Raw genomic sequence first — 21251 nt, 5'->3', positions numbered from 1 at the left:
GCAGCATGGTTCGCATCAACCCCAGCATCCTCTCCGCCGACTTCGTCAACCTCGAACGCGATGTTGCGAGCATCTCCAACGCCGACCTCATCCATGTCGATGTCATGGACAACCACTTCGTGCCGAACCTCACCTTCGGTCCGCAGATGGTTGCGCGGCTTCAGGAGGTTTCTGCGCGCCCGCTCGACGTGCACCTCATGATCGACGAGCCCGATCGGTGGGCCCCTGGCTACGCCGAAACCGGCGCATATTCGGTCACCTTTCATGCAGAGGCTGCGCAGGATGCCGTCGCCCTCGCGAGGCGCCTGCGAGACATCGGCGCTCGGGCCGGCATCGCCCTAAAGCCGGGCACACGTGTGGAGCCGTACCTTGAGCTGCTTCCCGAATTCGATCAGATCCTGGTGATGACCGTCGAACCCGGCTTCGGAGGGCAGAGCTTCATGGAGTCCACGATGCCCAAGCTCCACCTGCTGCGCGAAGCGGTGAGGAAGTCTGGGCTCGACGTGTGGCTTCAGGTCGACGGCGGCATTGACGAGAAGACAATCTCCATCGCCGCGGAGGCGGGTGCCGACACCTTCGTGGCGGGCTCCGCCGTCTTCACGTCCGATGACCCGGCCGCGCGCGTAGACCTGCTGCGTTCGCTCGCGGCGCAGCACTCGCACTAGCGAGCAGGCTCCGTGGCATCCGGTATCTGATTGACTGGTGGCATGACAGATTCACCACGAACCAAGCCAGAAGTCGAGTTCTACGAGGGCCCAGAGCCCACCGATCTCGTGATCATCGACATCGAAGAGGGAACCGGCGCCGAGGCACAGGCCTCATCCACGGTCGACGTGCACTACCTGGGCGTCGATTTCGAGAGCGGCGAGGAGTTCGACTCCAGCTGGAGCCGCGGCCAGTCGATCAACTTCCCCCTCGCCTCCCTCATCAAGGGCTGGCAGGAGGGCATCCCCGGCATGAAGGTCGGCGGTCGCCGCCAGCTCATCGCACCGCCGCACCTCGCGTACGGCCCCGCCGGCGGAGGCCACCGTCTCTCAGGTCGCACGCTCACCTTCGTGATCGACCTGCTCGGCGTAAAGTAGCGCGCCCGAAACGCGGGAGTCGCCGGTGCAATGCGTCGGCGGCTCCCGCGTTTTCTATGTTGCCCAGGGCAACGACAGCGCCTCCAGAAGACTGCCAGCGGTCGCGCCGCCCGGCGGAACGATCAGAACACCGTGAGCCGAGGCGAGGCCGCGCATCATGGCAGACCCGTTCCACGCGGTCGGCGTAGCCACCCCCTCGGTGAGTGTGTGCGGTTCGAGGCGCGTCGCCGTCGGGGTGCCGGCAACGTCTGTCGCCAGCACAATCTGGTGCAGGGATGCCACGGGCCGCCCCGCAAGCGCCGCGATCAGCGGCGCACCCACGCTGAACAGCCCCATGAACGCCGCGAGCGGATTACCGGCGAGGCACACCACGAACTGGCCGCCGGGAAGCTTCGCGAGCATCGTGGGCCCGCCCGGTCGCAGGGCGAGCGCCGGTATCACGATCGTCGCCCCGAGGCTTAAAAGGGCGGCCCTGAGGTGGTCCGCACTCGAGTCGCCGGTTCCTCCCGTTGTGATCACCACACGCGCGTGAGCAGCTGCGGTCGAAATCGCCGCGACAGTGGCATCCTCGTCGTCGCCGACGCTGGTGGTCGAGACGGCGAGCCCACCGAGCATGGCGACGACTGCAGGAAGCTGCGGACCGAAACTGTCCCGCACCTTGCCGGGTGCGGGCGCCCCTGTTGACGTGACCTCATCGCCGGTCGTGAGGATGGCGACCCTCGGTCGCGGGTGCACGGTCAGTGCGTCGAGCGCGCAGGCTGCAGCGAGGGCGACATGGGCCGGATTGATGACGCATCCGGCCTGCACCACCACATCACCGCGTGCTGCCTCAGTCGCCGGCAACCGCACGTGCTGGCCAGCCGACGGTTCGTTGTCACGCGCACGTGCGTTGATCGTGAGCTCGCCGCCCTCCATCGCACCATGTTCGCTGCGCAGCACACCCCTGACGCCGTCGGGGAGGTGCTGGCCCGTCACGACAGGCCACGCGTGGCCCGACGTCACGGTGTCTCGCCCGGCAATCGTCCACGGCCCGGCCCCGACGACAGCCCAGCCATCCATCGCCGATGAGGCGAAGTGGGGTATCGGCTGCTGCGCAACCATGTCGGCGGCCAGCACGAGTCCGATCGACTCCGCAAGGCCCACAACGGCAGTCTCCGCACCGGATGCCACGCCATACGCAACACGTCGCGCTTCGTGCCACTCGACGCCGGGGTTGCCGTGGCCCCCGCTCATTCGAGTTGGCTCGAGCCGCGCTGCGCCGCCAGGCGGCGCACGGTGGCGATGGCGTCATCGATCGCCGCGGGGGAGTCGCTTGCGGCTCGTCCGGCAACATACCCGAGAAGGTAGGTGGTGAGCGGCGCTGCAGGTCGAATGACGGTGTGGGCAGCGACGCCGGCCAGGCCCAGAATCTGGTCGATATCCACGGGCGCCTCGGCGGCGTCGAGGCCTGCGGCGAGCTCCTTCACCCACTCATGCAGAATCCGGCGGATTTCTTCTGCGTCTTGTTCAGCCATGTCGCGCTCCAGTCTCGGGTGAGATGCCGAGCCGTGCCGCATCGTCCCAGGTGTCGATATCGGTGGATGACCCGGCTGGCACAGTTACCAGCGTCGTCGTCAGGCCAGCGATCAGCTGCCGAACCGACATGCCGGTGACCGCGCCATCCTGAAGGTTCAGTGCGTCGTCAAGGGCCGCACGGCGATAGCAGGCCAGCAGATACTGCTCCCGGCCGTCGGCATCCACGGCCAGCGCTCCGTCGTGGTCGGCGTTCGCCAGCAGTACGGGCACAGCCTGGGCCACGAACGGCATGTCACAGGCGAGCAGCACGACCCATTCCGATGTGTCTCCTGTGGCCGCGGCGAGCCCGGCGGCGATGGCGGCGACGGGGCCGCCGAACGGTGGATCCTCCCGCACGACGACGGTGGCGGGAGAGACGGCTGTCGCCCCTGGTTCGCCGACGACGACGATCTGCCGGGCATCCTGCACCGCGTTGAGGGTGTGTTGGAGCAGCGTTTCGCCCTCGAAAATGAGGGCGGATTTCGGATGACCGCCCAGCCTGCTCGACCGCCCGCCGGCGAGAACCACGGCATCGAAGATCATGGTGACACTCTAGGAGTTTTCTGCCGATGCGGCCGGGGCGCCCTGATTCGGCTACGTCCCCCACGAGACAGTGCTAGGCATAGACCATGGGCCGAATCACCGCACGCCGAAGAATAACCAGGATCACCGTCGGTCGGGCCCCACAGACTCGCGAAGACGTGCTGGCGGTGGAGGAACCCCTGGAGATCCGCGTCGCCGGCACCGCCCTGAGCATCACGATGCGCACCCCCGGGCACGATTTCGATCTGGCCGCGGGGTTTCTCGTGTCGGAGGGAGTGATCTCGCGGGGCGACCAGCTGGGCGCCATTCGGTACTGCGCCGGCGCCACCGCCGATGGCGAAAACACCTACAACGTTCTCGACGTCACGCTCACCACCGGCGTTCCCCTTCCCGACCCGAGCCTCGAGCGAAACTTCTACATGACCAGCTCGTGCGGCCTGTGCGGTAAGGCGAGCATCGACGCGGTGCGAACGCTGTCGTGCTACCCGGTAACTCACGACCACCTCAGGGTCACCCCGGAATTTCTCGTCGGCCTCCCCGAGAGGCTGCGCGCGGGGCAGGACGTCTTCGAGAAGACCGGCGGCCTGCATGCTGCGGCACTCTTCGACGGCGTCACCGGTGAACTGCTCGTGCTGCGGGAAGACGTCGGCCGGCACAACGCGGTCGACAAGGTGATCGGCTGGGCCGTGAAAGAAGACAGGCTGCCGCTCGCCGGCACTGTGCTCATGGTGTCGGGACGAGCCAGTTTCGAACTCACCCAGAAGGCGTCGATGGCGGGCATCCCCGTGATGGCCGCAGTATCAGCACCGTCATCGCTGGCCATAGAACTGGCGTCAGAGTTGGGCCTGACCGTGATCGGCTTCCTCCGAGGAGACTCGATGGTCGTCTACTCAGGCGAAGAACGGATCATTGCCGATCCCGAAAATGAAGCATCGACACGAAGGGCCGTGGCAGCACAGTGACACCCAGAGAGACCGGCGAGACCGGCGCATACCCCGACCTCGAGATCGGACACCGCGAGACGTGGGCCGTCGGCATGCCGGCGATCCTGAAGTCGATGGGCCCGGCGCTCAAAGATATGGGACCGCTGCGCACAGCGCAGCTGCTGTCGGCCATGAACCAGAAGGGTGGGTTCGACTGCATGAGCTGCGCCTGGCCCGATCCTGACCACCGCAGCCCGGCAGAGTTCTGCGAAAACGGCGCGAAGGCCGTCACGTGGGAGGCGACCCCGGTGACCGTGCCCGCACGCTTCTTCGCCGAGAACTCGATTGACGACATGCTCGGCATCTCCGAGTACGAGCTCGGGCTGCTCGGGCGACTCACCGAGCCGATGTACCGCGCGAAGGGCGCCAGCCACTACGTGCCGGTCTCCTGGCCGGCGGCGTTCTCGCTCATCGCCGACAAGCTGAATGGCCTTTCATCGCCGGATGAAGCGACCTTTTACACCAGCGGACGAACAGCTAATGAGACAGCTTTCGTCTACCAGCTGTTCGTACGCGCGTTCGGCACCAACAACCTGCCCGACTGCTCGAACATGTGCCACGAATCGACGGGTGTCGCGCTCGGCGAGACCATCGGCGTCGGCAAGTCGACCATCGCCTACGACGACTTCGGCAAGAGCGACCTCATCATCGTCATGGGCCAGAATCCCGGAACGAACCATCCGCGCATGCTCACCGCTCTCGAGGACGCGAAACGCAACGGTGCCACGATCATCGGCGTGAATCCATTGCCGGAGGCGGGGCTCATCCGCTACAAAAACCCGCAGAAGGTGCGGGGGATCATCGGCCGCGGCACTGAGCTCGCCGACCAGTATCTGCAGATCCGTTCCGGTGGTGACATGGCCCTGCTCCAGGCAACGTCACGGCGAGTGCTCGATGCCGAGGCTGCGGCGCCGGGAACCGTGCTCGACCACGCATTCATCTCCGAACATTGTTCGGGGCTCGAGGAATTCACCGCGCACATCGCGGGCCTTGACGAGGCCGCCGTGCTCGAAGCAACGGGGCTCACCACGGCCGAAATCGACGAATTCGCCGCCAGGTATCTTGCGGCAGATCGGGTGATCATCACGTGGGCGATGGGCCTCACCCAGCAGAAGAAATCGGTGGACACCCTCAAAGAGCTCATTAACCTGCTGCTGCTCAGGGGCAACATCGGCAAGCCGGGTGCCGGGGCGTCTCCCATCCGCGGGCACAGCAACGTGCAGGGCGATCGCACCATGGGCATCTGGGAGCAGATGAGCGACAAGTTCCTGGATGACCTCGGCCGCGAGTTTGCCTTCGAACCCCCGCGCGAGCACGGGGCAGATTCGCTGGCCACCGTGGAGGGCCTCCGCGGCGGCGCCATCAAGGTGTTTGTCGCCCTCGGAGGTAATTTCGTGAGCGCCATCTCGGATACGGCCGTGGCGGAGGCCGCCATGCGCGGCGCCGAAATGACCGTGCAGATATCGACCAAGCTGAATCGCTCGCACGCCGTCGTCGGCGACGAAGCACTGATCCTGCCGACCCTCGGGCGCACCGAGATCGACGTGCAGGCAACCGGCGCCCAGTTCCTATCCGTCGAAGACAGCGTGTGTGCGGTGCACGCAACCCACGGCCGGGTTGCGCCGGTGGCGCCTGGCCTGCTGTCTGAGGTGGCCATCGTCACCCGGCTCGCGCAGGCGACTCTGGGCGATAAGTACGGGATTGATTGGGTGGGTTTCGAACGCGACTACAACATCATCCGCGACCACATCTCGCGAGTGGTGCCCGGGTTCGAGTCATTCAACGAGGACGTGCGCCGCAAGGGCGGATTCATCCTGCCGAATGGTCCTCGTGACGAGCGACGATTCGACACCGCCACGGGCAAAGCCATGATCACGGTCAACGATCTGGAGCATCTCGAGCGACCCCCCGGCAGGCTCATCCTGCAGTCGATGCGGTCTCACGACCAGTTCAACACGACGATCTACAGCCTCAACGACCGGTACCGAGGAATCAAGAATGGCCGGGATGTGATCTTCGTGAACCCTGACGACATTACCGAGCTCGGACTCAGCGACGGGCAACGCGTCGACATCTTCAGCGAGTGGCCGGGCGAACCAGACCGCGAGCTCCTGGGCTATCGGGTGGTGTCATACCCCACGGCACGCGGGTGCGCTGCGGCCTACTATCCGGAGGCCAATGTGCTGGTGCCGCTGTCAAGCGCGGCGCTGTCGAGCAAGACGCCGGTCTCGAAAGCGATCATCGTGCGGCTGGAGCCCGCTGCCGTCAGGGCATAACCCCTACCGCTAGTACCCTTAGAGGGTGAAGACTTTCGACGACCTATTCGCTGAGCTGAGCGAGAAGGCCGTGTCGCGCCCGCAGGGCTCCGGCACAGTGGCTGAACTCGACGCCGGCGTGCACGCGATCGGCAAGAAGATCGTCGAAGAAGCCGCAGAGGTATGGATGGCGGCCGAGTACCAGACCGACGAAGAGACGGCCGGAGAGATCTCCCAGCTCATCTACCACCTGCAGGTGTTGATGCTAGCCAAGGGACTGACCCCGGCCGATGTCTGGCGACATCTGTGACGACCTCGCCGACCACATCCCCCTAAACATCGAAAGACCATAATGCTGAGAATTGCCATCCCAAATAAGGGATCGCTGAGCGAGACCGCCGCCGACATGCTTGCGGAGGCCGGATACACGGGACGCCGTGACCCACGCGCGCTGAGCGTGCGCGACGAGCGCAACGACGTCGAGTTCTTCTACCTGCGCCCTCGCGACATCGCGACGTATGTGGGTTCAGGCGCCCTCGACGTCGGGATCACGGGACGCGACCTCCTGCTCGATTCCCGCAGTGCGGCTCGCGAGATCACGACCCTCGACTTCGGAGCATCGACCTTCAGGTTCGCGGCGGCACCCGGACGGTTCTCGGCGCTGGCCGACCTCGAAAGCATGCGGGTAGCGACCAGCTACCCGGCGCTGGTGGGCGACTTCCTCGCGCGCCAGGGCGTTCAGGTCACGATCGTGTCGCTGGATGGCGCCGTCGAATCCGCGGTCAAGCTCGGTGTTGCCGATGCCGTCGCCGACGTGGTCTCGACCGGGTCGACGCTTAGAGCGCAGGGCCTCGACATCTTCGGCCCCGTCATCCTCGACTCGACAGCCGTGCTGATCAGCGCGAAGAGTGAAATGCCCGGCATCACCACCCTCCAGCGTCGCCTGCAGGGTGTGCTGGTGGCCAGGCAGTACGTGCTGATGGACTACGACGTGCGTCTCGAGCACCTCGAGAAGGCCACGGCCGTCACGCCTGGGCTGGAAAGCCCGACGATCTCGCCAATGCAGGATCCCGAGTGGGTGGCTGTTCGCGCGATGGTGCCGAGGGCAGAGACCAACCACGTGATGGATGCACTGTATGAGGTGGGTGCGCGCGCCATCCTGGTCAGTTCGATCCACGCCGCACGCATATGACCGTCGCCGTGAGGGTCATCGCCTGCCTGGATGTGTCTGCGGGGCGAGTGGTCAAGGGCGTCAATTTTCTCGATCTGCGGGATGCTGGCGACCCCGTGGAGCTTGCGCGAAAGTACTACGAGCAAGGCGCTGACGAGATCACGTTCCTCGATGTGACTGCGACAGTCGACGAGCGCGCGACGATGTACGACGTTGTGCGCGCCACCGCCGAGCAGGTGTTCATTCCGTTGACCGTCGGTGGGGGAGTGAGAAGCGCGGATGACGTCGCGCGGCTTCAGGCCCACGGCGCCGACAAGATCGGCGTCAACAGTGCCGCCATCGCCAGGCCGGCCCTGCTGAGCGAGATCGCAGACCGGTTCGGCGCGCAGGCGCTCGTGCTGTCCCTCGATGTGAAGCGCAGCGGCGGACGATTCGTCGTCACCACCCATGGCGGTCGCACCGAGACCGATCTCGACGCACTCGAGTGGGCGAAAGAAGCTATCGAACGCGGAGCCGGGGAGCTGCTCGTCAATTCGATCGATGCCGACGGCACGAAACGCGGGTTCGATCTCGAACTGATCACCGCGATGCGCGAGGTGAGCAGCGTTCCGGTGATCGCCAGCGGTGGCGCCGGAGCGGTTGACCACTTCGCGCCCGCGATCACCGCCGGCGCAGATGCGGTACTGGCGGCATCCGTCTATCACAACGGGGAGCTCACGGTGGGCGACGTCAAACACGCCCTCAACGGGGCTGGGATGGTTGTGCGATGAGCGAGCTGACCACAGACACTGTCGCCGCGGTCGTCGATCGCGCGACCTTCGATCGTGACGGCCTGTTGCCGGCCGTGATCCAACAGTGGGACAGCAAAGAGGTGCTAATGCTCGGCTACATGAACGCCGAGGCACTGCGCCGAACGCTCACCGAAGGGCGAGTGACGTTCTGGAGCCGCAGCCGCAGCGAATTTTGGCGCAAAGGCGACACCAGCGGCAATGCCCAATACGTGCGCGGTGCCGCCCTCGACTGTGACGGCGACACCATTCTGGTAACCGTTGACCAGCACGGTCCGGCCTGCCACACCGGGGCGCATGCCTGCTTCGATGTTGATCCGCTTGAGCCGGTGGTTGGCGCCCCCGATGCATAGCTCCACGACGCCAGCCGACTTCGCCCACCGACTCGACGCCGGCCATCGCGTCGTACCCGTCATCCGGGAGATCTTTGCGGATGGCGAGACACCGGTCGGCGTGTATCGCAAGCTTGCTGACGGCAAACCGGGCACGTTCCTGCTGGAATCCGCCGGCCAGGGCGGCATTTGGTCTCGTTTCTCGTTCGTCGGGGCCTCGAGCTTCGGGGTTCTTACCCAGGACGGCGACTCAGCCGCCTGGCTCGACTACGGGCTGCCCATGGAGCGTGCGCTCGGCGCGGATCACCCCACAGAGCCCCTCCAGGCGCTCGCGCACCTCTACGAACGCTGGAGCACCCCACACGTCGACGGCCACCCGCCGCTGACCGGTGGGCTGGTCGGTTTCATCGGCTGGGAAGCGATTCGCCAGCTCGAGCACCTACCGAACATCCCGCCCGCAGAATTCGGTGTGCCAGGTCAGGCACTGAGTTTCGTCTCCGAACTCGTTGTTCTCGACCATCGCCTGGGCACGGTGATGCTCATCGCTGCGGCGCTCAACGACGGCGCGGTCGATCGGGATGAGTTGTGGAGCGACGCCCAGCGTCGGCTGGACGCGATGCAGGATGCGATCGCCCAGCCCACCCAAGCCTGGCTTGCCGAGGTCGACCTGTCGACACCGCCCGCGGCCACTCCGCGCACCGAGCCCGCCGACTATCTGGCGGCGATCGACAAGTCGAAGAAGTTCATTCGCGACGGCGACGTGTTCCAGGTGGTCATCTCGCAACGCTTCGACGCCGAGGTCACCGCGGATCCAATCGATGTGTACCGGGTGCTCCGCACTCTCAACCCATCGCCATACATGTATCTGCTCAGTCTCGTCGGCACCAACGGCGAACCATATTCCATTGTGGGCGCGAGCCCGGAAGCCCTGGTCAAAGTGACCGGAGACCGGGTCTACATGCACCCGATCGCCGGTTCCCGTCCGCGAGGTGACAGCCCCGAGCGTGACATCGAACTCGCCGACGAGTTGCTCGCCGATCGCAAAGAGCAGGCCGAACATCTGATGCTCGTCGACCTGGCGAGAAACGACCTGCAGAAGGTCTGCGTCGCTGGCACGGTCGAGGTCATCGAGTTCATGCAGGTCGAGCGTTTCAGCCACATCATGCACCTGGTGTCATCCGTTGAGGGAAACCTGAACGCCGATGCCAACTCCATCGACGTCTTTCGCGCCACTTTCCCCGCTGGCACGCTGTCCGGCGCACCAAAACCCCGGGCCCTGCAGATCATCGACGAGCTCGAGCCGGCACAGCGGGGCGTCTATGGGGGAGTCGTCGGGTACTTCGACTTCGCTGGTGACGCCGACCTGGCCATCGCGATTCGCACGGCCACGCTCGTCGGTGGTGTCGCCTATGTCCAGGCAGGCGCGGGGCTGGTTGCGGATTCCGACCCGAGCGCCGAGCACCAGGAGGCGCACAACAAGGCCGCCGCCCCGCTTCGTGCGGTCGCCGTTGCCAACGCGATGCGTCGCATCCCATGACCTCGGCACGACTCAAACTGCTGCTCATCGTCGCTGGCGCGGCGTTGGGTGCACTCACTCTGTTGAGCTGGACGCAGGTCTGGTTCACGCTCACCCTTGACGGTGGGCAGCCTCTGGAGGTCGCGGGCCAGGCGGCGGCTCCCGGGCTTTCTGCCCTCGGTCTCGCCTGCCTTGCCCTCGCCGGGGCTCTCGCCATTGCGGGCAAGGTGCTCAGAATCGTGCTCGGAGTGCTCGAAACACTGATCGGGATCGCAGTGCTGGTCGCAGCAATCTCGGCCATCACTGCTCCGATTGCGGCGTCGACATCCACCATCACGGCCGCAACTGCCGTGAGCGGAAGTCAATCGGTCGCCGCCATCGTCGTCACGATCACCGCGACCGGATGGCCGTGGCTGGCGCTCGTGGCGGGCATCCTCATCGCCGTGCTCGGAGTAGCTGTCGTCGCGCTCTCGCCGCGATGGCCGGGCCCCACCCGCAAGTACGAGTCCACCGAGGCGGGGGCGGACGACGACACGACCACGCCGATCGGTGCCTGGGACTCCCTCAGTGGCGGCTCGGATCCCACGACTCGCTGACCTACGGCGCGACCGGGCGGCCGCGGGGCATCCGGCTAGAATTGACGACGTACCTCAAAGAATGGAGCAGGATGAGCATCGAGTCTGACCCCGGCCACGGAAACTCCCCGGCGGCCTGGACGGCCGTCATCATCATGCTTGTCGCATTCGGCATCGGCACGCTCGCCTTCTGGTTCAACATTGCCTGGCTCGTCTTCGCGTCGGCCGGACTCGTCGTCGTCGGCGCGCTGGCTGGATACGTGCTCGGCAGGCTCGGTTACGGCGTCGGTGGAGACAAGCTCACCCCGACCACCCACGCCTAGTGCTCGCCGATCTGGTCGCCGGAGCTCTTGCTGACGCTTCGGCCCGACGTTCTGTGCGCAGTCTCGCTGATCTTGAGGCCGCCGCGATCCAGCGCCCACCCGCGCTCGACGTTCTCGCTGCCCTCGCGCCGCGCGATTCGGTGCACATCATTGCCGAAATCAAGCGCGCAAGCCCCTCCCGGGGTGCACTCGCCGACATCCCCGACCCAGCGTCACTCGCAACGGCCTATCAGCTGGGCGGTGCCAGCGCGATCAGCGTGCTGACCGAGGGCCGCAAATTCGGTGGTTCGCTCGCAGATCTCGAAGCGGTGCGTGCCGTGTCATCCATCCCCGTGCTTCGGAAAGACTTCATCGCCGAGCCATACCAGGTGCTCGAAGCCCGCGCTTCGGGAGCCGACCTCGTGCTCCTCATCGTCGCGGCCCTCGACCAGCCGACGCTGGCCAGCCTCTTCACGCTGATTAACCAGCTCGGCATGACTCCGCTCGTCGAAGCGCACTCGGCCGACGAGGTCGATCGAGCTCTCGACCTTGGCGCCGACGTCGTTGGCGTGAATGCCCGAGACCTGAGCACATTCGAGCTCGACCAGAACCTCTTCGGTTCCCTCGCCGGAATGATCCCGAGTGGGGTGATCCGCGTCGCAGAGTCAGCGGTGAAGAATCCGGCTGATGTCGCCCACTACCGCGCGGCCGGCGCCGATGTCGTACTCGTCGGCGAAGCGCTCGTCACCAACGGTGACCCCGCCAACACCCTCAGGGAGTTTTTGCAATCATGAATCTGCGTGATGAACTAGGCCCGTATTTCGGCGAATTCGGCGGCAGGTTTGTCCCGGAGTCGTTGATGGCTGCACTTGACGAGCTGGATGCCGCATACTCCGCCGCGAAGGTCGACCCGGCGTTCGCCGCTGAGCTCGCCGCACTGCACGCGTCGTACACCGGCCGACCCTCGATCATCACCGAGGTCCCGAGATTTGCTGAGCACGCTGGCGGGGCGCGCATCATCCTCAAAAGGGAAGATCTCAACCACACCGGCTCGCACAAGATTAATAACGTGCTTGGCCAGGCGTTGCTCACCAAACGCATCGGCAAGACCCGTGTTATCGCCGAAACCGGCGCGGGCCAGCACGGGGTTGCGACAGCGACCGCCGCGGCACTTTTCGGCCTCGAATGCGTCATCTACATGGGCGAGGTCGACACCGAACGCCAGGCGCTCAACGTCGCCCGGATGCGCCTGCTCGGCGCCGAAGTGGTCTCGGTCACCACCGGTTCCCGCACCCTCAAGGACGCCATCAATGAGGCGTACCGCGAGTGGGTCACCAGCGTCGACACGACCAACTACATCTTCGGCACCGTCGCCGGGCCGCACCCGTTCCCCACGATGGTCCGTGACTTTCAGAAGATCATCGGCGAGGAGGCCAGGAGGCAGGTGCTCGAACTGACGGGCCGGCTCCCTGACGCCGTCACGGCGTGCGTCGGCGGCGGTAGCAACGCTATGGGTATTTTTCACGCCTTTCTCGACGATCCGGATGTCGCGCTGTACGGCTACGAGGCTGCTGGCGACGGTCACCTCACCGAACGCCACGCCGCCACCATCACCAGGGGCCGCCCCGGCGTATTGCATGGGGCGCACAGCTACATGCTGCAGGATGCCGACGGCCAGACCATCGAGTCCCACTCCATTTCGGCCGGTCTCGACTACCCGGGCATTGGGCCGGAGCATTCCTGGCTGAACGACATCGGCCGCGCTCACTACCTGCCCATCACCGACGATGAGGCGATGCAGGCGCTGCGTCTGCTGAGCAGAACTGAGGGGATCATCCCCGCCATCGAGTCGGCTCACGCCCTCGCGGGAACCCTCAACCTCGGCAAGGAGCTCGGCCCAGACGCGATCATCCTCGTGAATCTGAGCGGTCGGGGCGACAAAGACATGGAAACCGCTGCCAAGTATTTCGACATCCTCGACACCGCAGCACTGGTCGCCGAAGATGAAGCTCCGCTCGAATCCAGCACCCCGGCGGTCGAACGATGAGCGCCGTCGAAGCGACGATTGCCGCGCGCAAGGCGGCGGGCACAGGTGCCCTCATCGGCTACCTGCCCGCGGGATTCCCGAATCTTCAGTCGAGCATCGATGCGGCTGTCGCCCTGGTCGAGAACGGTGTCGACGTCATCGAGCTCGGCATCCCGTACACGGATCCCGTGATGGACGGCCTGGTCATCCAGGAAGCCACTCAGGTCGCCCTCGAAAACGGCTTCAAGCTCGAGCACGCGTTTGAAGCGGTTGCGGCCATCACGGCTCGAGTGTCTGCTCCTGTCCTCGTGATGACCTACTACAACCCCGTGTTGCAGTATGGCGTGGAGCGCTTCGCAGACGACCTCGTCGCCGCGGGCGGGGCCGGGCTGATCACACCGGATCTCACGGCCGACAATGCAGCGCCCTGGCTTGAAGCATCTGAGCGCACCGACCTCGACCGTGTCTTCCTCGCTGCCCCGTCGTCGTCGGATGCCAGGCTCAGGCTTGCCGTCGAGAACAGCCGCGGCTTCGTGTATGCGGTGTCGACCATGGGAATCACGGGAGCCAGGGCCGACGTCGACAAGGCGGCTCGTGGACTCGTGTCACGGCTGCGCGACGCCGGATCCACGAACGCCTGCGTGGGCGTAGGAATCTCGACGGCCGACCAGGTGCGTGAGGTGATGAGCTATGCCGACGGTGCGATCGTCGGCTCCGTGCTGGTGAAGGCGCTGGCCGACGGGGGAGTACCCGCCGTCGCACGGACGGCCGCCGCCCTCGCAACAGGTACGCTTGCTTAGTTCCGCGCGGCTGCGATTTTCGTAGTGCCCACTCGGCTTAGCTTCAGCAACATTCCCATCGCAGAAAGGTGACCGGTATGCCATTGATGCCGCTCAGCATTCCCAGTCCGCCAGAAGAATGGCAAATCCCGATCAGCATCCCGATCGGCTGGCTGCACGGTCTGATTCCTGCCATCGCTGAGAATCAGGTCATCGCGATTCACACCTACGCGCTGTGCATTCTCGCGGGAATCATCGCGGCAACACTGCTGGTGAACAGCCGGCTCACCCGCCGCGGCGTCGAATCCGGCGTCGTACTCGATGTGATCATCTGGGCAGTACCGCTCGGTCTGGTCGGAGCGCGGGCCTATCACGTGCTCACGCATCCCTCCGACTACTTTTACGATGGCGCAGATCCGTGGGAGGTCGTGCGCATCTGGAACGGTGGCAACGCCCTGTTCGGCTCGCTGATCGGTGGCGCTGTGGGCGCCTGGATCGGCTGCCGTCTCGCCGGCATCCGCTTCTGGACGTTCGCCGACGCGCTCGCCCCCGCCATGCTGCTCGCACAGGCCCTCGGTCGTTTCGGCAATTACTTCAACCACGAACTCTTCGGTCAGCCGACCGATCTGCCGTGGGGCCTCGAGATCGAGGCTTCCAACTCCGCGTACCCGGTCGGGCTCGCCGAAGGCACGCTCTTCCACCCGACATTCCTGTACGAGATGATCTGGAACGTCGTCGGCATCGTCTTCCTGATCACGATGGAACGTCGGTACCGGCTCGTCACCCGATCCGTTGGCGGACTGAAGATTCCCGTCCCCGTCGGTGACGCGGTTCCTCGCCTGCAGTGGGGAAAGGTCTGGGCTCTGTACATGATCTGGTACGGCATCGGCCGCGCCTGGTTCGAGTCGATCAGGGTCGACCCGAGCGAGGTCTTCTTCGGGATCCGCACCAATGTCTGGGGCGCGATTGTGGCGATCATCCTGGGCATCGCATTGTTCCTGTATCAGTCACGACGTCACCCCGGTGACGAACCGAGTGCATACGTTCCAGGCCATCAAGGCTATGGGAGCGGTGCTGTAGACTCACCGGAGACCTACTCGGAGACTGACGAACCAGGCGACGATGCCCTCGCAGGGTCCGATTCGGTCTCGTCCGGCACGCTCGCTACAAGCGGTCTAAGCTCGTCGGACAAGCTCGCCACAAGCGGCACAGGCACGACTCGCCCCTAAATATCCCGGGACGACCTTTCCTTCGGGCCGCAGACGTCCCCCACACGCCAAGTTTGAATCGTGCTTCGGCACATTCGTGAGGACGGTTGCCATGGCTCTCACGCCAGCCTTCGAGCGTTTCAGCTCAGTACCCAGCGCCACAGGTCTGTATGACCCACGCCGCGAACGCGATGCCTGTGGGCTCGCGATGGTCGCCACCCTGCGGGGCACCGCAGGCCACGACATCATCGACACTGCGCTGAGCGCACTGCGCAACCTCGAGCACCGCGGTGCGGTGGGCTCAGACGCTGGCACCGGTGACGGTGCCGGAATCGTGACCCAGATTCCGGATGAGTTCCTTCGTGCTGTCGCTGGGTTCGAGCTTCCGGCTGCGGGGCACTACATCGTCGGCATGGCTTTCCTGCCGACCGACGACGACGAGCGCGCCGCGATCAAGACCGGCGTGGCGAAACTTGCGGGCGAAGAGAACCTCCGGGTTCTTGGCTGGCGTGAGGTTCCCATCGAGCCGGACAACCTCGGCAACCTTGCCCGCGACGCCATGCCGGCGTTCGAGCAAGTCTTCCTCCAGTCGACGCTCACCGACGCGGCCGGACCCGTGGGAGGCATGGACCTCGAGCGCCAGGCCTTCCGGCTGCGCAAGCGCGCCGAGCATGAACTGCACGCCTATTTCCCGTCGCTGTCGTCACGCACGCTGGTCTACAAGGGCATGGTCACGACCCTGCAGCTCGAGCCGTTCTACCCGGATCTCTCTGACGAGCGTTTCGCGTCAAAACTGGCGCTGGTTCACTCGCGGTATTCCACCAACACGTTCCCGTCCTGGCCGCTGGCACAGCCATTCAGGATGATCGCCCACAACGGCGAGATCAACACGGTGCAGGGCAACCGCAACTGGATGCGCGCTCGCCAGTCCCAGCTTGAAAGCGATGTGCTGGGAGACATCCGTTCGATCCTGCCGATCAACACGGTTGGTGCCAGCGACTCGGCCTCGTTCGATGAGGTCGTCGAGCTGTTGAACCTTGCCGGACGCTCACTGCCGCACGCGATGATGATGATGGTGCCTGAGGCGTACGAGAACCAGACAGACGTCGATCCGGATCGTCGGGCTTTCTACGAGTATCACTCGATGCTCATGGAGCCGTGGGACGGCCCGGCCGCCCTCGTCTTCACTGACGGTTCCCTCGTCGGAGCCACGCTCGACCGCAATGGGCTGCGCCCCGGTCGCTACCTCGTGACCGACGAAGGCCTCGTCGTGCTCGCCAGCGAGATCGGTGTGCTCGACATCGCGCCGGGCCGCGTCGTTCGCAAGGGCAGGCTCAGCCCAGGCAAGATGTTCCTCGTCGACACCGAGCAGGGTCGCATCATCGAGGACGATGAGATCAAGGCCGAACTCGCTGCGGCTGAACCATGGTCCGAGTGGCTCGAGTCAGGACGCATCGCCCTCAAAGACCTGCCGCAGCGCGAACACATCGTTCACACTCCCGCCTCGGTCATCCGTCGCCAGCGCACCTTCGGCTACACCGAAGAAGAGGTGCGAATTCTCATCACACCGATGGCCCAAAATGCTGCCGAACCACTGGGTGCGATGGGATCGGACACGCCGATCGCTGTGCTCTCCGACCGGCCACGCCTGCTCTTCGACTACTTCACGCAGCAGTTCGCTCAGGTGACGAACCCGCCGCTCGACTCGATCCGCGAAGAAGTCGTGACGTCGATGAAGTTGGGGCTGGGCCCCGAGCGCAACCTGCTCACGGCAACGCCAGAGCACGCGAAGCAGATCTCACTCGATTTCCCGGTGATCAACAACGACGAGCTGGCGAAAATCCAGCACTTCGAGACCGGTGGAGGACGCCGTCCCACGGTGACCCTGCGCTCCCTTTACCGGGTCGACAAGGGCCCGAAGGCCATGGAAAAGCGTCTGGCGAAGCTCTGCGCCGACGTGGACGAGGCGATCGACAACGGCGCGCAATTCATCGTGATCTCTGACCGCGACTCGAACCGTGATTTCGCGCCCATTCCGTCGCTACTCTCCCTCGCAGCCGTTCACCACCACCTCATCCGTGAAGAGACCCGCATGAAGGTCGGGCTCATCGTCGAGGCCGGTGACGTTCGTGAGGTGCATCACGTGGCGCTGCTCGTCGGCTACGGCGCGTCAGCGATCAACCCGTACCTCGCAATGGAAACCGCGGAAGAACTCGTCCGAAGCGGGATGATCCAGGGACTCACCTCAGAGAAGGCCGTCGGCAACCTGATCAAGGGGCTCGGCAAGGGCGTTCTGAAGATCATGTCCAAGATGGGGATCTCTGTGGTCGGCTCATACGCCGGCGCGCAGGCGTTCGAGGCCGTTGGCCTCGGCGAAGAGTTCGTCGACCAGTACTTCACCGGCACCTCAACGCTGCTCGGTGGGGTGGGCATCGAAGTGATCGCCGCCGAGAACGCCGCTCGGCATGCGTCCGCCTACCCGGAGGACGGCGCCCCGAGCCCACACGAACGTCTCGCGACGGGCGGCGAGTACCAGTGGCGCCGCGAGGGCCCGCCGCACCTCTTCAACCCCGAAACAGTGTTCCGACTGCAGCACGCGACCCGGTCGCGCCGCTACGACATCTTCCGTGAATACACGAAGCTCGTCGACGACCAGGCCTCGAACCTGATGACCCTTCGCGGGCTCTTCACCATCAAGGATGGGGTGCGACCCGTCGTCCCGCTGGACGAGGTCGAGCCGGTCGAGTCGATTGTGAAGCGCTTCAACACTGGCGCGATGAGCTACGGATCGATCAGCGAGGAAGCCCACGAGACCATGGCTATCGCCATGAACCAGCTCGGCGGGCGCTCGAACACCGGAGAAGGTGGCGAGAACGTCGAGCGCCTGCTCGATCCAAAGCGCCGCAGCGCCATCAAGCAGGTTGCGTCGGGCCGGTTCGGCGTCACCAGCATGTATCTGACCCATGCCACAGACATCCAGATCAAGATGGCGCAGGGCGCCAAGCCCGGTGAAGGCGGGCAGTTGCCGGCCGGGAAGGTGTATCCGTGGATCGCGCGGACTCGCCACGGCACGGCCGGTGTTGGCCTGATTTCACCACCTCCGCACCACGACATTTACTCGATCGAAGACCTCAAACAGTTGATCTTCGACCTCAAGCGAGCCAACCCTGCCGCCCGCGTGCACGTGAAGCTCGTGAGCCAGTCCGGAATCGGCGCTGTCGCCGCGGGAGTCACAAAAGCTCTGGCCGATGTCGTTCTCGTATCAGGCCATGATGGCGGTACAGGAGCAAGCCCCCTGAACTCGCTCAAGCACGCCGGAACGCCATGGGAAATCGGGCTGGCCGAGACCCAGCAGACACTCATGCTCAACGGCATGCGCGATCGGGTGGTCGTGCAGGTCGATGGCCAGATGAAGACCGGGCGTGACGTCATCATCGGCGCGCTGCTGGGCGCCGAGGAATACGGTTTCGCGACGGCACCACTCGTGGTGTCCGGTTGCATCATGATGCGCGTGTGCCACCTGGACACCTGCCCCGTGGGCGTTGCGACCCAGAATCCTGAACTTCGTGCCAGGTTCACCGGCAAGCCGGAATTCATCGTCAACTTCTTCGAATTCCTGGCGCAGGAGGTGCGCGAGTACCTGTCGCAGCTCGGCTTCCGCAGCCTTGACGAGGCCATCGGCCACAGCGAGCTGCTGAATTCCGACCGCGCCGTCGAACACTGGAAGGCCGACGGACTCGACCTCACTCCCGTGTTCTCTGGACCCAAGTTCAGCGACGACGAGCCGCGCATCAACCGCATCAGCCAGAATCACGAGCTCGAGAAGCACTTCGACCAGCAGCTGATCAGGTTGAGCGCGAATGCCCTCGACAACGGCACGCCCGTCGTCATCGAGCTGCCGATCCGCAACACCGAACGAGCGGTCGGCACCATGCTCGGCCACGAGGTGACCCTGCGGCACGGGGAGAACGGCCTGCCCACCGGGACGATCGAGATTCGACTGACCGGAACGGCCGGCCAGTCGTTTGGCGCATTCGTACCGGCGGGAATCTCGCTTCGGCTCGAGGGTGACAGCAACGACTATGTCGGCAAGGGACTGTGTGGCGGCCAGATCGTCGTACGGCCAAGCCTGGACAGCACCTTCGCTGCTGAGCAGAACGTGATCGCCGGCAACGTCATCGGCTACGGCGCGACGCAGGGCAGCATGTTCCTGCGCGGGATCGTGGGGGAGAGGTTCCTCGTTCGCAACTCCGGCGCAACCGCGGTCGTCGAGGGAGTGGGCGACCACGCACTCGAGTACATGACCGGCGGACTCGCCGTCATCCTTGGGGAAACCGGCCGAAACCTCGGCGCCGGCATGTCGGGCGGCACGGCGTACATCTACGATCTGGTCACCGAGCGTGTGAACGCCGATTCCGTTGCATCGGGCGAGTTGACGCTCACGGCGCTCGGAAGTGCCGATGTCGAGATCCTGACTGATTTGCTGCAGCGCCATGTCGACGAGACCGATTCGGTCGTCGCGGCGGCGATGCTGGCGAATATGGATGACGCTGTCCAACGTTTCACCAAGGTTCTGCCGAGGGACTACGCGGCAGTTCTACAGACCCGCCAGACTGCGATCGACGAGGGGCTCGACCCCGACGGCGACGTAACCTGGGCACGAATCATGGAGGTTACCGGTGGCTGATCCCAAGGGATTCCTCAAGGTACAGGAGCGCGAAACCGCGAAGCGTCGCCCAGTGGCGCTGCGGCTCATGGACTGGAAAGAGGTCTACGAGCAGCAGGATTCTTCCGAATTGAAGCGCCAGGCTGGCCGCTGCATGGATTGCGGCATTCCGTTCTGCCACCAGGGTTGCCCGCTGGGAAACCTCATCCCCGAGTGGAATGACCTCATGTGGAGGGGCGAGGGAGCCCAGGCAATCGAGCGCCTGCACGCGACCAACAACTTCCCTGAGTTCACCGGCAGACTGTGCCCGGCTCCCTGTGAGAGTTCGTGCGTGCTGGGAATCAACCAGCCTGCCGTGACGATCAAGCAGGTCGAGGTGACGATCATCGATCAGGCCTTCGCCAACGGGCTCGTGACCCCGAGGCCACCGGAACGGCTCACCGGCAAGACCATCGCCGTGGTCGGATCCGGCCCTGCCGGGCTCGCGGCCGCCCAGCAGCTCACCCGGGCGGGTCACACCGTCGCCGTCTTCGAGCGGGACGACCGCATCGGCGGACTGCTTCGGTACGGCATCCCCGATTTCAAGATGGAAAAGAAGCACATCGAGCTTCGGGTCTCACAGATGCAGGCTGAGGGAACTCGTTTCCGCGCCGGCGTCGAGATCGGTGTCGACATCAGCTGGAGCGACCTGAAGGCCCGGTATGACGCCGTCATCGTGGCCACAGGGGCCACCGTCCCGCGTGATCTTCCCGTGCCAGGGCGCGACCTCATGGGCGTGCATTTCGCGATGGAATATCTCGTCCAGGCGAACAGGGTGGGTGCTGGCGACTCGGTCGCTGAGCAGATCACCGCTGACGGCAAACATGTCGTTGTCCTGGGCGGCGGTGACACCGGAGCAGACTGCATCGGCACAGCCCACCGCCAGCAGGCGCTGTCTGTCACCAACCTCGCGATCGGCCTCCAGCCGCCAAGCGAGCGGCCGGAGCACCAGCCCTGGCCCATGAGCCCGACGCTGTTCGAGGTTTCCAGCGCCCACGAAGAGGGCGGTGAGCGGGTGTATCTCGCCTCTACCGTTGAGTTCCTCTCCAACGAGGCTGGCGAGGTGCGCGCGATTCGCGTCGCCGAGACCGAATACATCGATGGCAGGCGCGTTCCCAAGTCCGGCACCGAGCGGGAGATCCCGGCAGACCTGGTGCTCCTGGCCCTCGGGTTCACCGGGCCGGAATCCGACTCGATCGACGCTCAGCTGCCCGTCCCATTCGACGCCAAGGGCAACATCGAGCGCGACGGGATGTACGAGACCAGCGAAGCCGGAGTCTTCGTCGCCGGCGATGCTGGCCGCGGCCAGTCGCTCATCGTCTGGGCTATCGCTGAAGGCCGCGCAGCGGCATCCGCCGTCGATCGCTACCTTGAAGGCGACACACTGTTGCCGTTCCCGGTCAAGCCGACGGACCACGCACTCTCAATCTGA

The 21251-nt window shown here is 65.0% G+C and carries 20 protein-coding genes; 17 read left to right on the top strand and 3 right to left on the bottom strand.

Going from position 1 to position 21251, the window contains the following annotated elements:
* Window positions 1-5 precede the first annotated feature (5 nt).
* Both rpe and QMG83_RS08055 read left to right on the top strand, forming a co-directional pair.
* Window positions 6-665 (top strand): ribulose-phosphate 3-epimerase, encoded by a 660-nt coding sequence (gene rpe / locus QMG83_RS08060; RefSeq protein ID WP_283504860.1) that lies wholly within the window; start codon window positions 6-8, stop codon window positions 663-665.
* A gap of 42 nt (window positions 666-707) precedes the next feature.
* Complete coding sequence (locus QMG83_RS08055; RefSeq protein ID WP_283504859.1) at window positions 708-1082, top strand: FKBP-type peptidyl-prolyl cis-trans isomerase; 375 nt, start codon at window positions 708-710, stop codon at window positions 1080-1082.
* A 54-nt stretch (window positions 1083-1136) separates the two neighbouring features.
* Here QMG83_RS08055 and QMG83_RS08050 read toward each other — a convergent pair whose 3' ends face one another.
* From QMG83_RS08050 to mobA, 3 genes are read right to left on the bottom strand one after another with little or no spacing between them, the layout of a single operon-like run.
* On the bottom strand, window positions 1137-2315 hold the full coding sequence (locus QMG83_RS08050) for a molybdopterin molybdotransferase MoeA (protein ID WP_283504858.1): 1179 nt from the start codon (window positions 2313-2315) through the stop codon (window positions 1137-1139).
* Window positions 2312-2596 carry a DUF6457 domain-containing protein gene (locus QMG83_RS08045; RefSeq protein WP_283504857.1) on the bottom strand — a complete coding sequence of 95 codons (285 nt, stop codon included), beginning with the start codon at window positions 2594-2596 and terminating at the stop codon, window positions 2312-2314. Before QMG83_RS08045 ends, QMG83_RS08050 begins: the two co-directional genes overlap by 4 nt.
* On the bottom strand, window positions 2589-3179 hold the full coding sequence (gene mobA, locus QMG83_RS08040) for a molybdenum cofactor guanylyltransferase (RefSeq protein WP_283504856.1): 591 nt from the start codon (window positions 3177-3179) through the stop codon (window positions 2589-2591). Before mobA ends, QMG83_RS08045 begins: the two co-directional genes overlap by 8 nt.
* 86 nt (window positions 3180-3265) lie before the next feature.
* On the opposite strand from mobA, the gene fdhD reads away from it, so the two are divergent.
* From fdhD to QMG83_RS07965, 15 genes are all read left to right on the top strand, one after another.
* Window positions 3266-4141: a formate dehydrogenase accessory sulfurtransferase FdhD gene (fdhD, locus tag QMG83_RS08035; RefSeq protein WP_283504855.1), complete on the top strand. Its 876-nt coding sequence runs from the start codon at window positions 3266-3268 to the stop codon at window positions 4139-4141.
* Window positions 4138-6438 carry an FdhF/YdeP family oxidoreductase gene (locus QMG83_RS08030; protein WP_283504854.1) on the top strand — a complete coding sequence of 767 codons (2301 nt, stop codon included), beginning with the start codon at window positions 4138-4140 and terminating at the stop codon, window positions 6436-6438. Before fdhD ends, QMG83_RS08030 begins: the two co-directional genes overlap by 4 nt.
* A 25-nt stretch (window positions 6439-6463) precedes the next feature.
* Window positions 6464-6727: a phosphoribosyl-ATP diphosphatase gene (locus QMG83_RS08025; protein WP_283504853.1), complete on the top strand. Its 264-nt coding sequence runs from the start codon at window positions 6464-6466 to the stop codon at window positions 6725-6727.
* Between the two features lie 42 nt (window positions 6728-6769).
* The gene (gene hisG, locus QMG83_RS08020) at window positions 6770-7609 is read left to right on the top strand and encodes an ATP phosphoribosyltransferase (RefSeq protein WP_283504852.1); all 840 of its coding nucleotides are present in this window, start codon (window positions 6770-6772) and stop codon (window positions 7607-7609) included.
* On the top strand, window positions 7606-8358 hold the full coding sequence (gene hisF, locus QMG83_RS08015; RefSeq protein WP_283504851.1) for an imidazole glycerol phosphate synthase subunit HisF: 753 nt from the start codon (window positions 7606-7608) through the stop codon (window positions 8356-8358). The genes hisG and hisF overlap by 4 nt, the downstream gene beginning before the upstream one ends.
* Complete coding sequence (gene hisI, locus QMG83_RS08010; protein WP_283504850.1) at window positions 8355-8729, top strand: phosphoribosyl-AMP cyclohydrolase; 375 nt, start codon at window positions 8355-8357, stop codon at window positions 8727-8729. The genes hisF and hisI overlap by 4 nt, the downstream gene beginning before the upstream one ends.
* Entirely contained in the window at window positions 8722-10245 is a 1524-nt protein-coding gene (locus QMG83_RS08005) for an anthranilate synthase component I (protein WP_283504849.1), read from the top strand. The genes hisI and QMG83_RS08005 overlap by 8 nt, the downstream gene beginning before the upstream one ends.
* Window positions 10242-10820 (top strand): Trp biosynthesis-associated membrane protein, encoded by a 579-nt coding sequence (locus QMG83_RS08000; protein ID WP_283504848.1) that lies wholly within the window; start codon window positions 10242-10244, stop codon window positions 10818-10820. Before QMG83_RS08005 ends, QMG83_RS08000 begins: the two co-directional genes overlap by 4 nt.
* A gap of 71 nt (window positions 10821-10891) precedes the next feature.
* Window positions 10892-11122, top strand: a complete 231-nt coding sequence (locus QMG83_RS07995; RefSeq protein WP_283504847.1) for a DUF6704 family protein — start codon at window positions 10892-10894, stop codon at window positions 11120-11122.
* Window positions 11122-11895 carry an indole-3-glycerol phosphate synthase TrpC gene (trpC, locus tag QMG83_RS07990; protein ID WP_283504846.1) on the top strand — a complete coding sequence of 258 codons (774 nt, stop codon included), beginning with the start codon at window positions 11122-11124 and terminating at the stop codon, window positions 11893-11895. Before QMG83_RS07995 ends, trpC begins: the two co-directional genes overlap by 1 nt.
* The gene (gene trpB, locus QMG83_RS07985) at window positions 11892-13148 is read left to right on the top strand and encodes a tryptophan synthase subunit beta (protein WP_283504845.1); all 1257 of its coding nucleotides are present in this window, start codon (window positions 11892-11894) and stop codon (window positions 13146-13148) included. Before trpC ends, trpB begins: the two co-directional genes overlap by 4 nt.
* Window positions 13145-13927 (top strand): tryptophan synthase subunit alpha, encoded by a 783-nt coding sequence (trpA, locus tag QMG83_RS07980; protein WP_283504844.1) that lies wholly within the window; start codon window positions 13145-13147, stop codon window positions 13925-13927. Before trpB ends, trpA begins: the two co-directional genes overlap by 4 nt.
* A gap of 77 nt (window positions 13928-14004) precedes the next feature.
* A complete protein-coding gene (gene lgt / locus QMG83_RS07975) occupies window positions 14005-15135 on the top strand; it encodes a prolipoprotein diacylglyceryl transferase (protein WP_502949016.1) in 1131 nt (376 codons plus the stop codon).
* Between the two features lie 91 nt (window positions 15136-15226).
* Entirely contained in the window at window positions 15227-19801 is a 4575-nt protein-coding gene (gltB, locus tag QMG83_RS07970; RefSeq protein ID WP_283504843.1) for a glutamate synthase large subunit, read from the top strand.
* Window positions 19794-21251 (top strand): glutamate synthase subunit beta, encoded by a 1458-nt coding sequence (locus tag QMG83_RS07965; RefSeq protein WP_283504842.1) that lies wholly within the window; start codon window positions 19794-19796, stop codon window positions 21249-21251. The genes gltB and QMG83_RS07965 overlap by 8 nt, the downstream gene beginning before the upstream one ends.

The sequence above is a fragment of the Salinibacterium sp. G-O1 genome (genome assembly GCF_030063305.1).
GTDB lineage: Bacteria > Actinomycetota > Actinomycetes > Actinomycetales > Microbacteriaceae > Rhodoglobus.
This window is presented reverse-complemented; position numbering and strand designations above follow the sequence as displayed.

Excerpts from the sequence above, each read along its gene's own strand:
- trpB (WP_283504845.1), top strand. The coding sequence starts at position 11,892 with ATGAATCTGCGTGATGAACTAGGCCCGTATTTCGGCGAATTCGGCGGC.
- trpA (WP_283504844.1), top strand. The coding sequence starts at position 13,145 with ATGAGCGCCGTCGAAGCGACGATTGCCGCGCGCAAGGCGGCGGGCACA.
- hisG (WP_283504852.1), top strand. The coding sequence starts at position 6,770 with ATGCTGAGAATTGCCATCCCAAATAAGGGATCGCTGAGCGAGACCGCC.
- QMG83_RS07995 (WP_283504847.1), top strand. The coding sequence starts at position 10,892 with ATGAGCATCGAGTCTGACCCCGGCCACGGAAACTCCCCGGCGGCCTGG.
- gltB (WP_283504843.1), top strand. The coding sequence starts at position 15,227 with ATGGCTCTCACGCCAGCCTTCGAGCGTTTCAGCTCAGTACCCAGCGCC.
- lgt (WP_502949016.1), top strand. The coding sequence starts at position 14,005 with ATGCCATTGATGCCGCTCAGCATTCCCAGTCCGCCAGAAGAATGGCAA.
- mobA (WP_283504856.1), bottom strand. The coding sequence starts at position 3,179 with ATGATCTTCGATGCCGTGGTTCTCGCCGGCGGGCGGTCGAGCAGGCTG.
- QMG83_RS08005 (WP_283504849.1), top strand. The coding sequence starts at position 8,722 with ATGCATAGCTCCACGACGCCAGCCGACTTCGCCCACCGACTCGACGCC.
- QMG83_RS08055 (WP_283504859.1), top strand. The coding sequence starts at position 708 with ATGACAGATTCACCACGAACCAAGCCAGAAGTCGAGTTCTACGAGGGC.
- fdhD (WP_283504855.1), top strand. The coding sequence starts at position 3,266 with ATGGGCCGAATCACCGCACGCCGAAGAATAACCAGGATCACCGTCGGT.
- QMG83_RS08000 (WP_283504848.1), top strand. The coding sequence starts at position 10,242 with ATGACCTCGGCACGACTCAAACTGCTGCTCATCGTCGCTGGCGCGGCG.
- QMG83_RS08045 (WP_283504857.1), bottom strand. The coding sequence starts at position 2,596 with ATGGCTGAACAAGACGCAGAAGAAATCCGCCGGATTCTGCATGAGTGG.
- rpe (WP_283504860.1), top strand. The coding sequence starts at position 6 with ATGGTTCGCATCAACCCCAGCATCCTCTCCGCCGACTTCGTCAACCTC.
- hisI (WP_283504850.1), top strand. The coding sequence starts at position 8,355 with ATGAGCGAGCTGACCACAGACACTGTCGCCGCGGTCGTCGATCGCGCG.
- hisF (WP_283504851.1), top strand. The coding sequence starts at position 7,606 with ATGACCGTCGCCGTGAGGGTCATCGCCTGCCTGGATGTGTCTGCGGGG.
- QMG83_RS08050 (WP_283504858.1), bottom strand. The coding sequence starts at position 2,315 with ATGAGCGGGGGCCACGGCAACCCCGGCGTCGAGTGGCACGAAGCGCGA.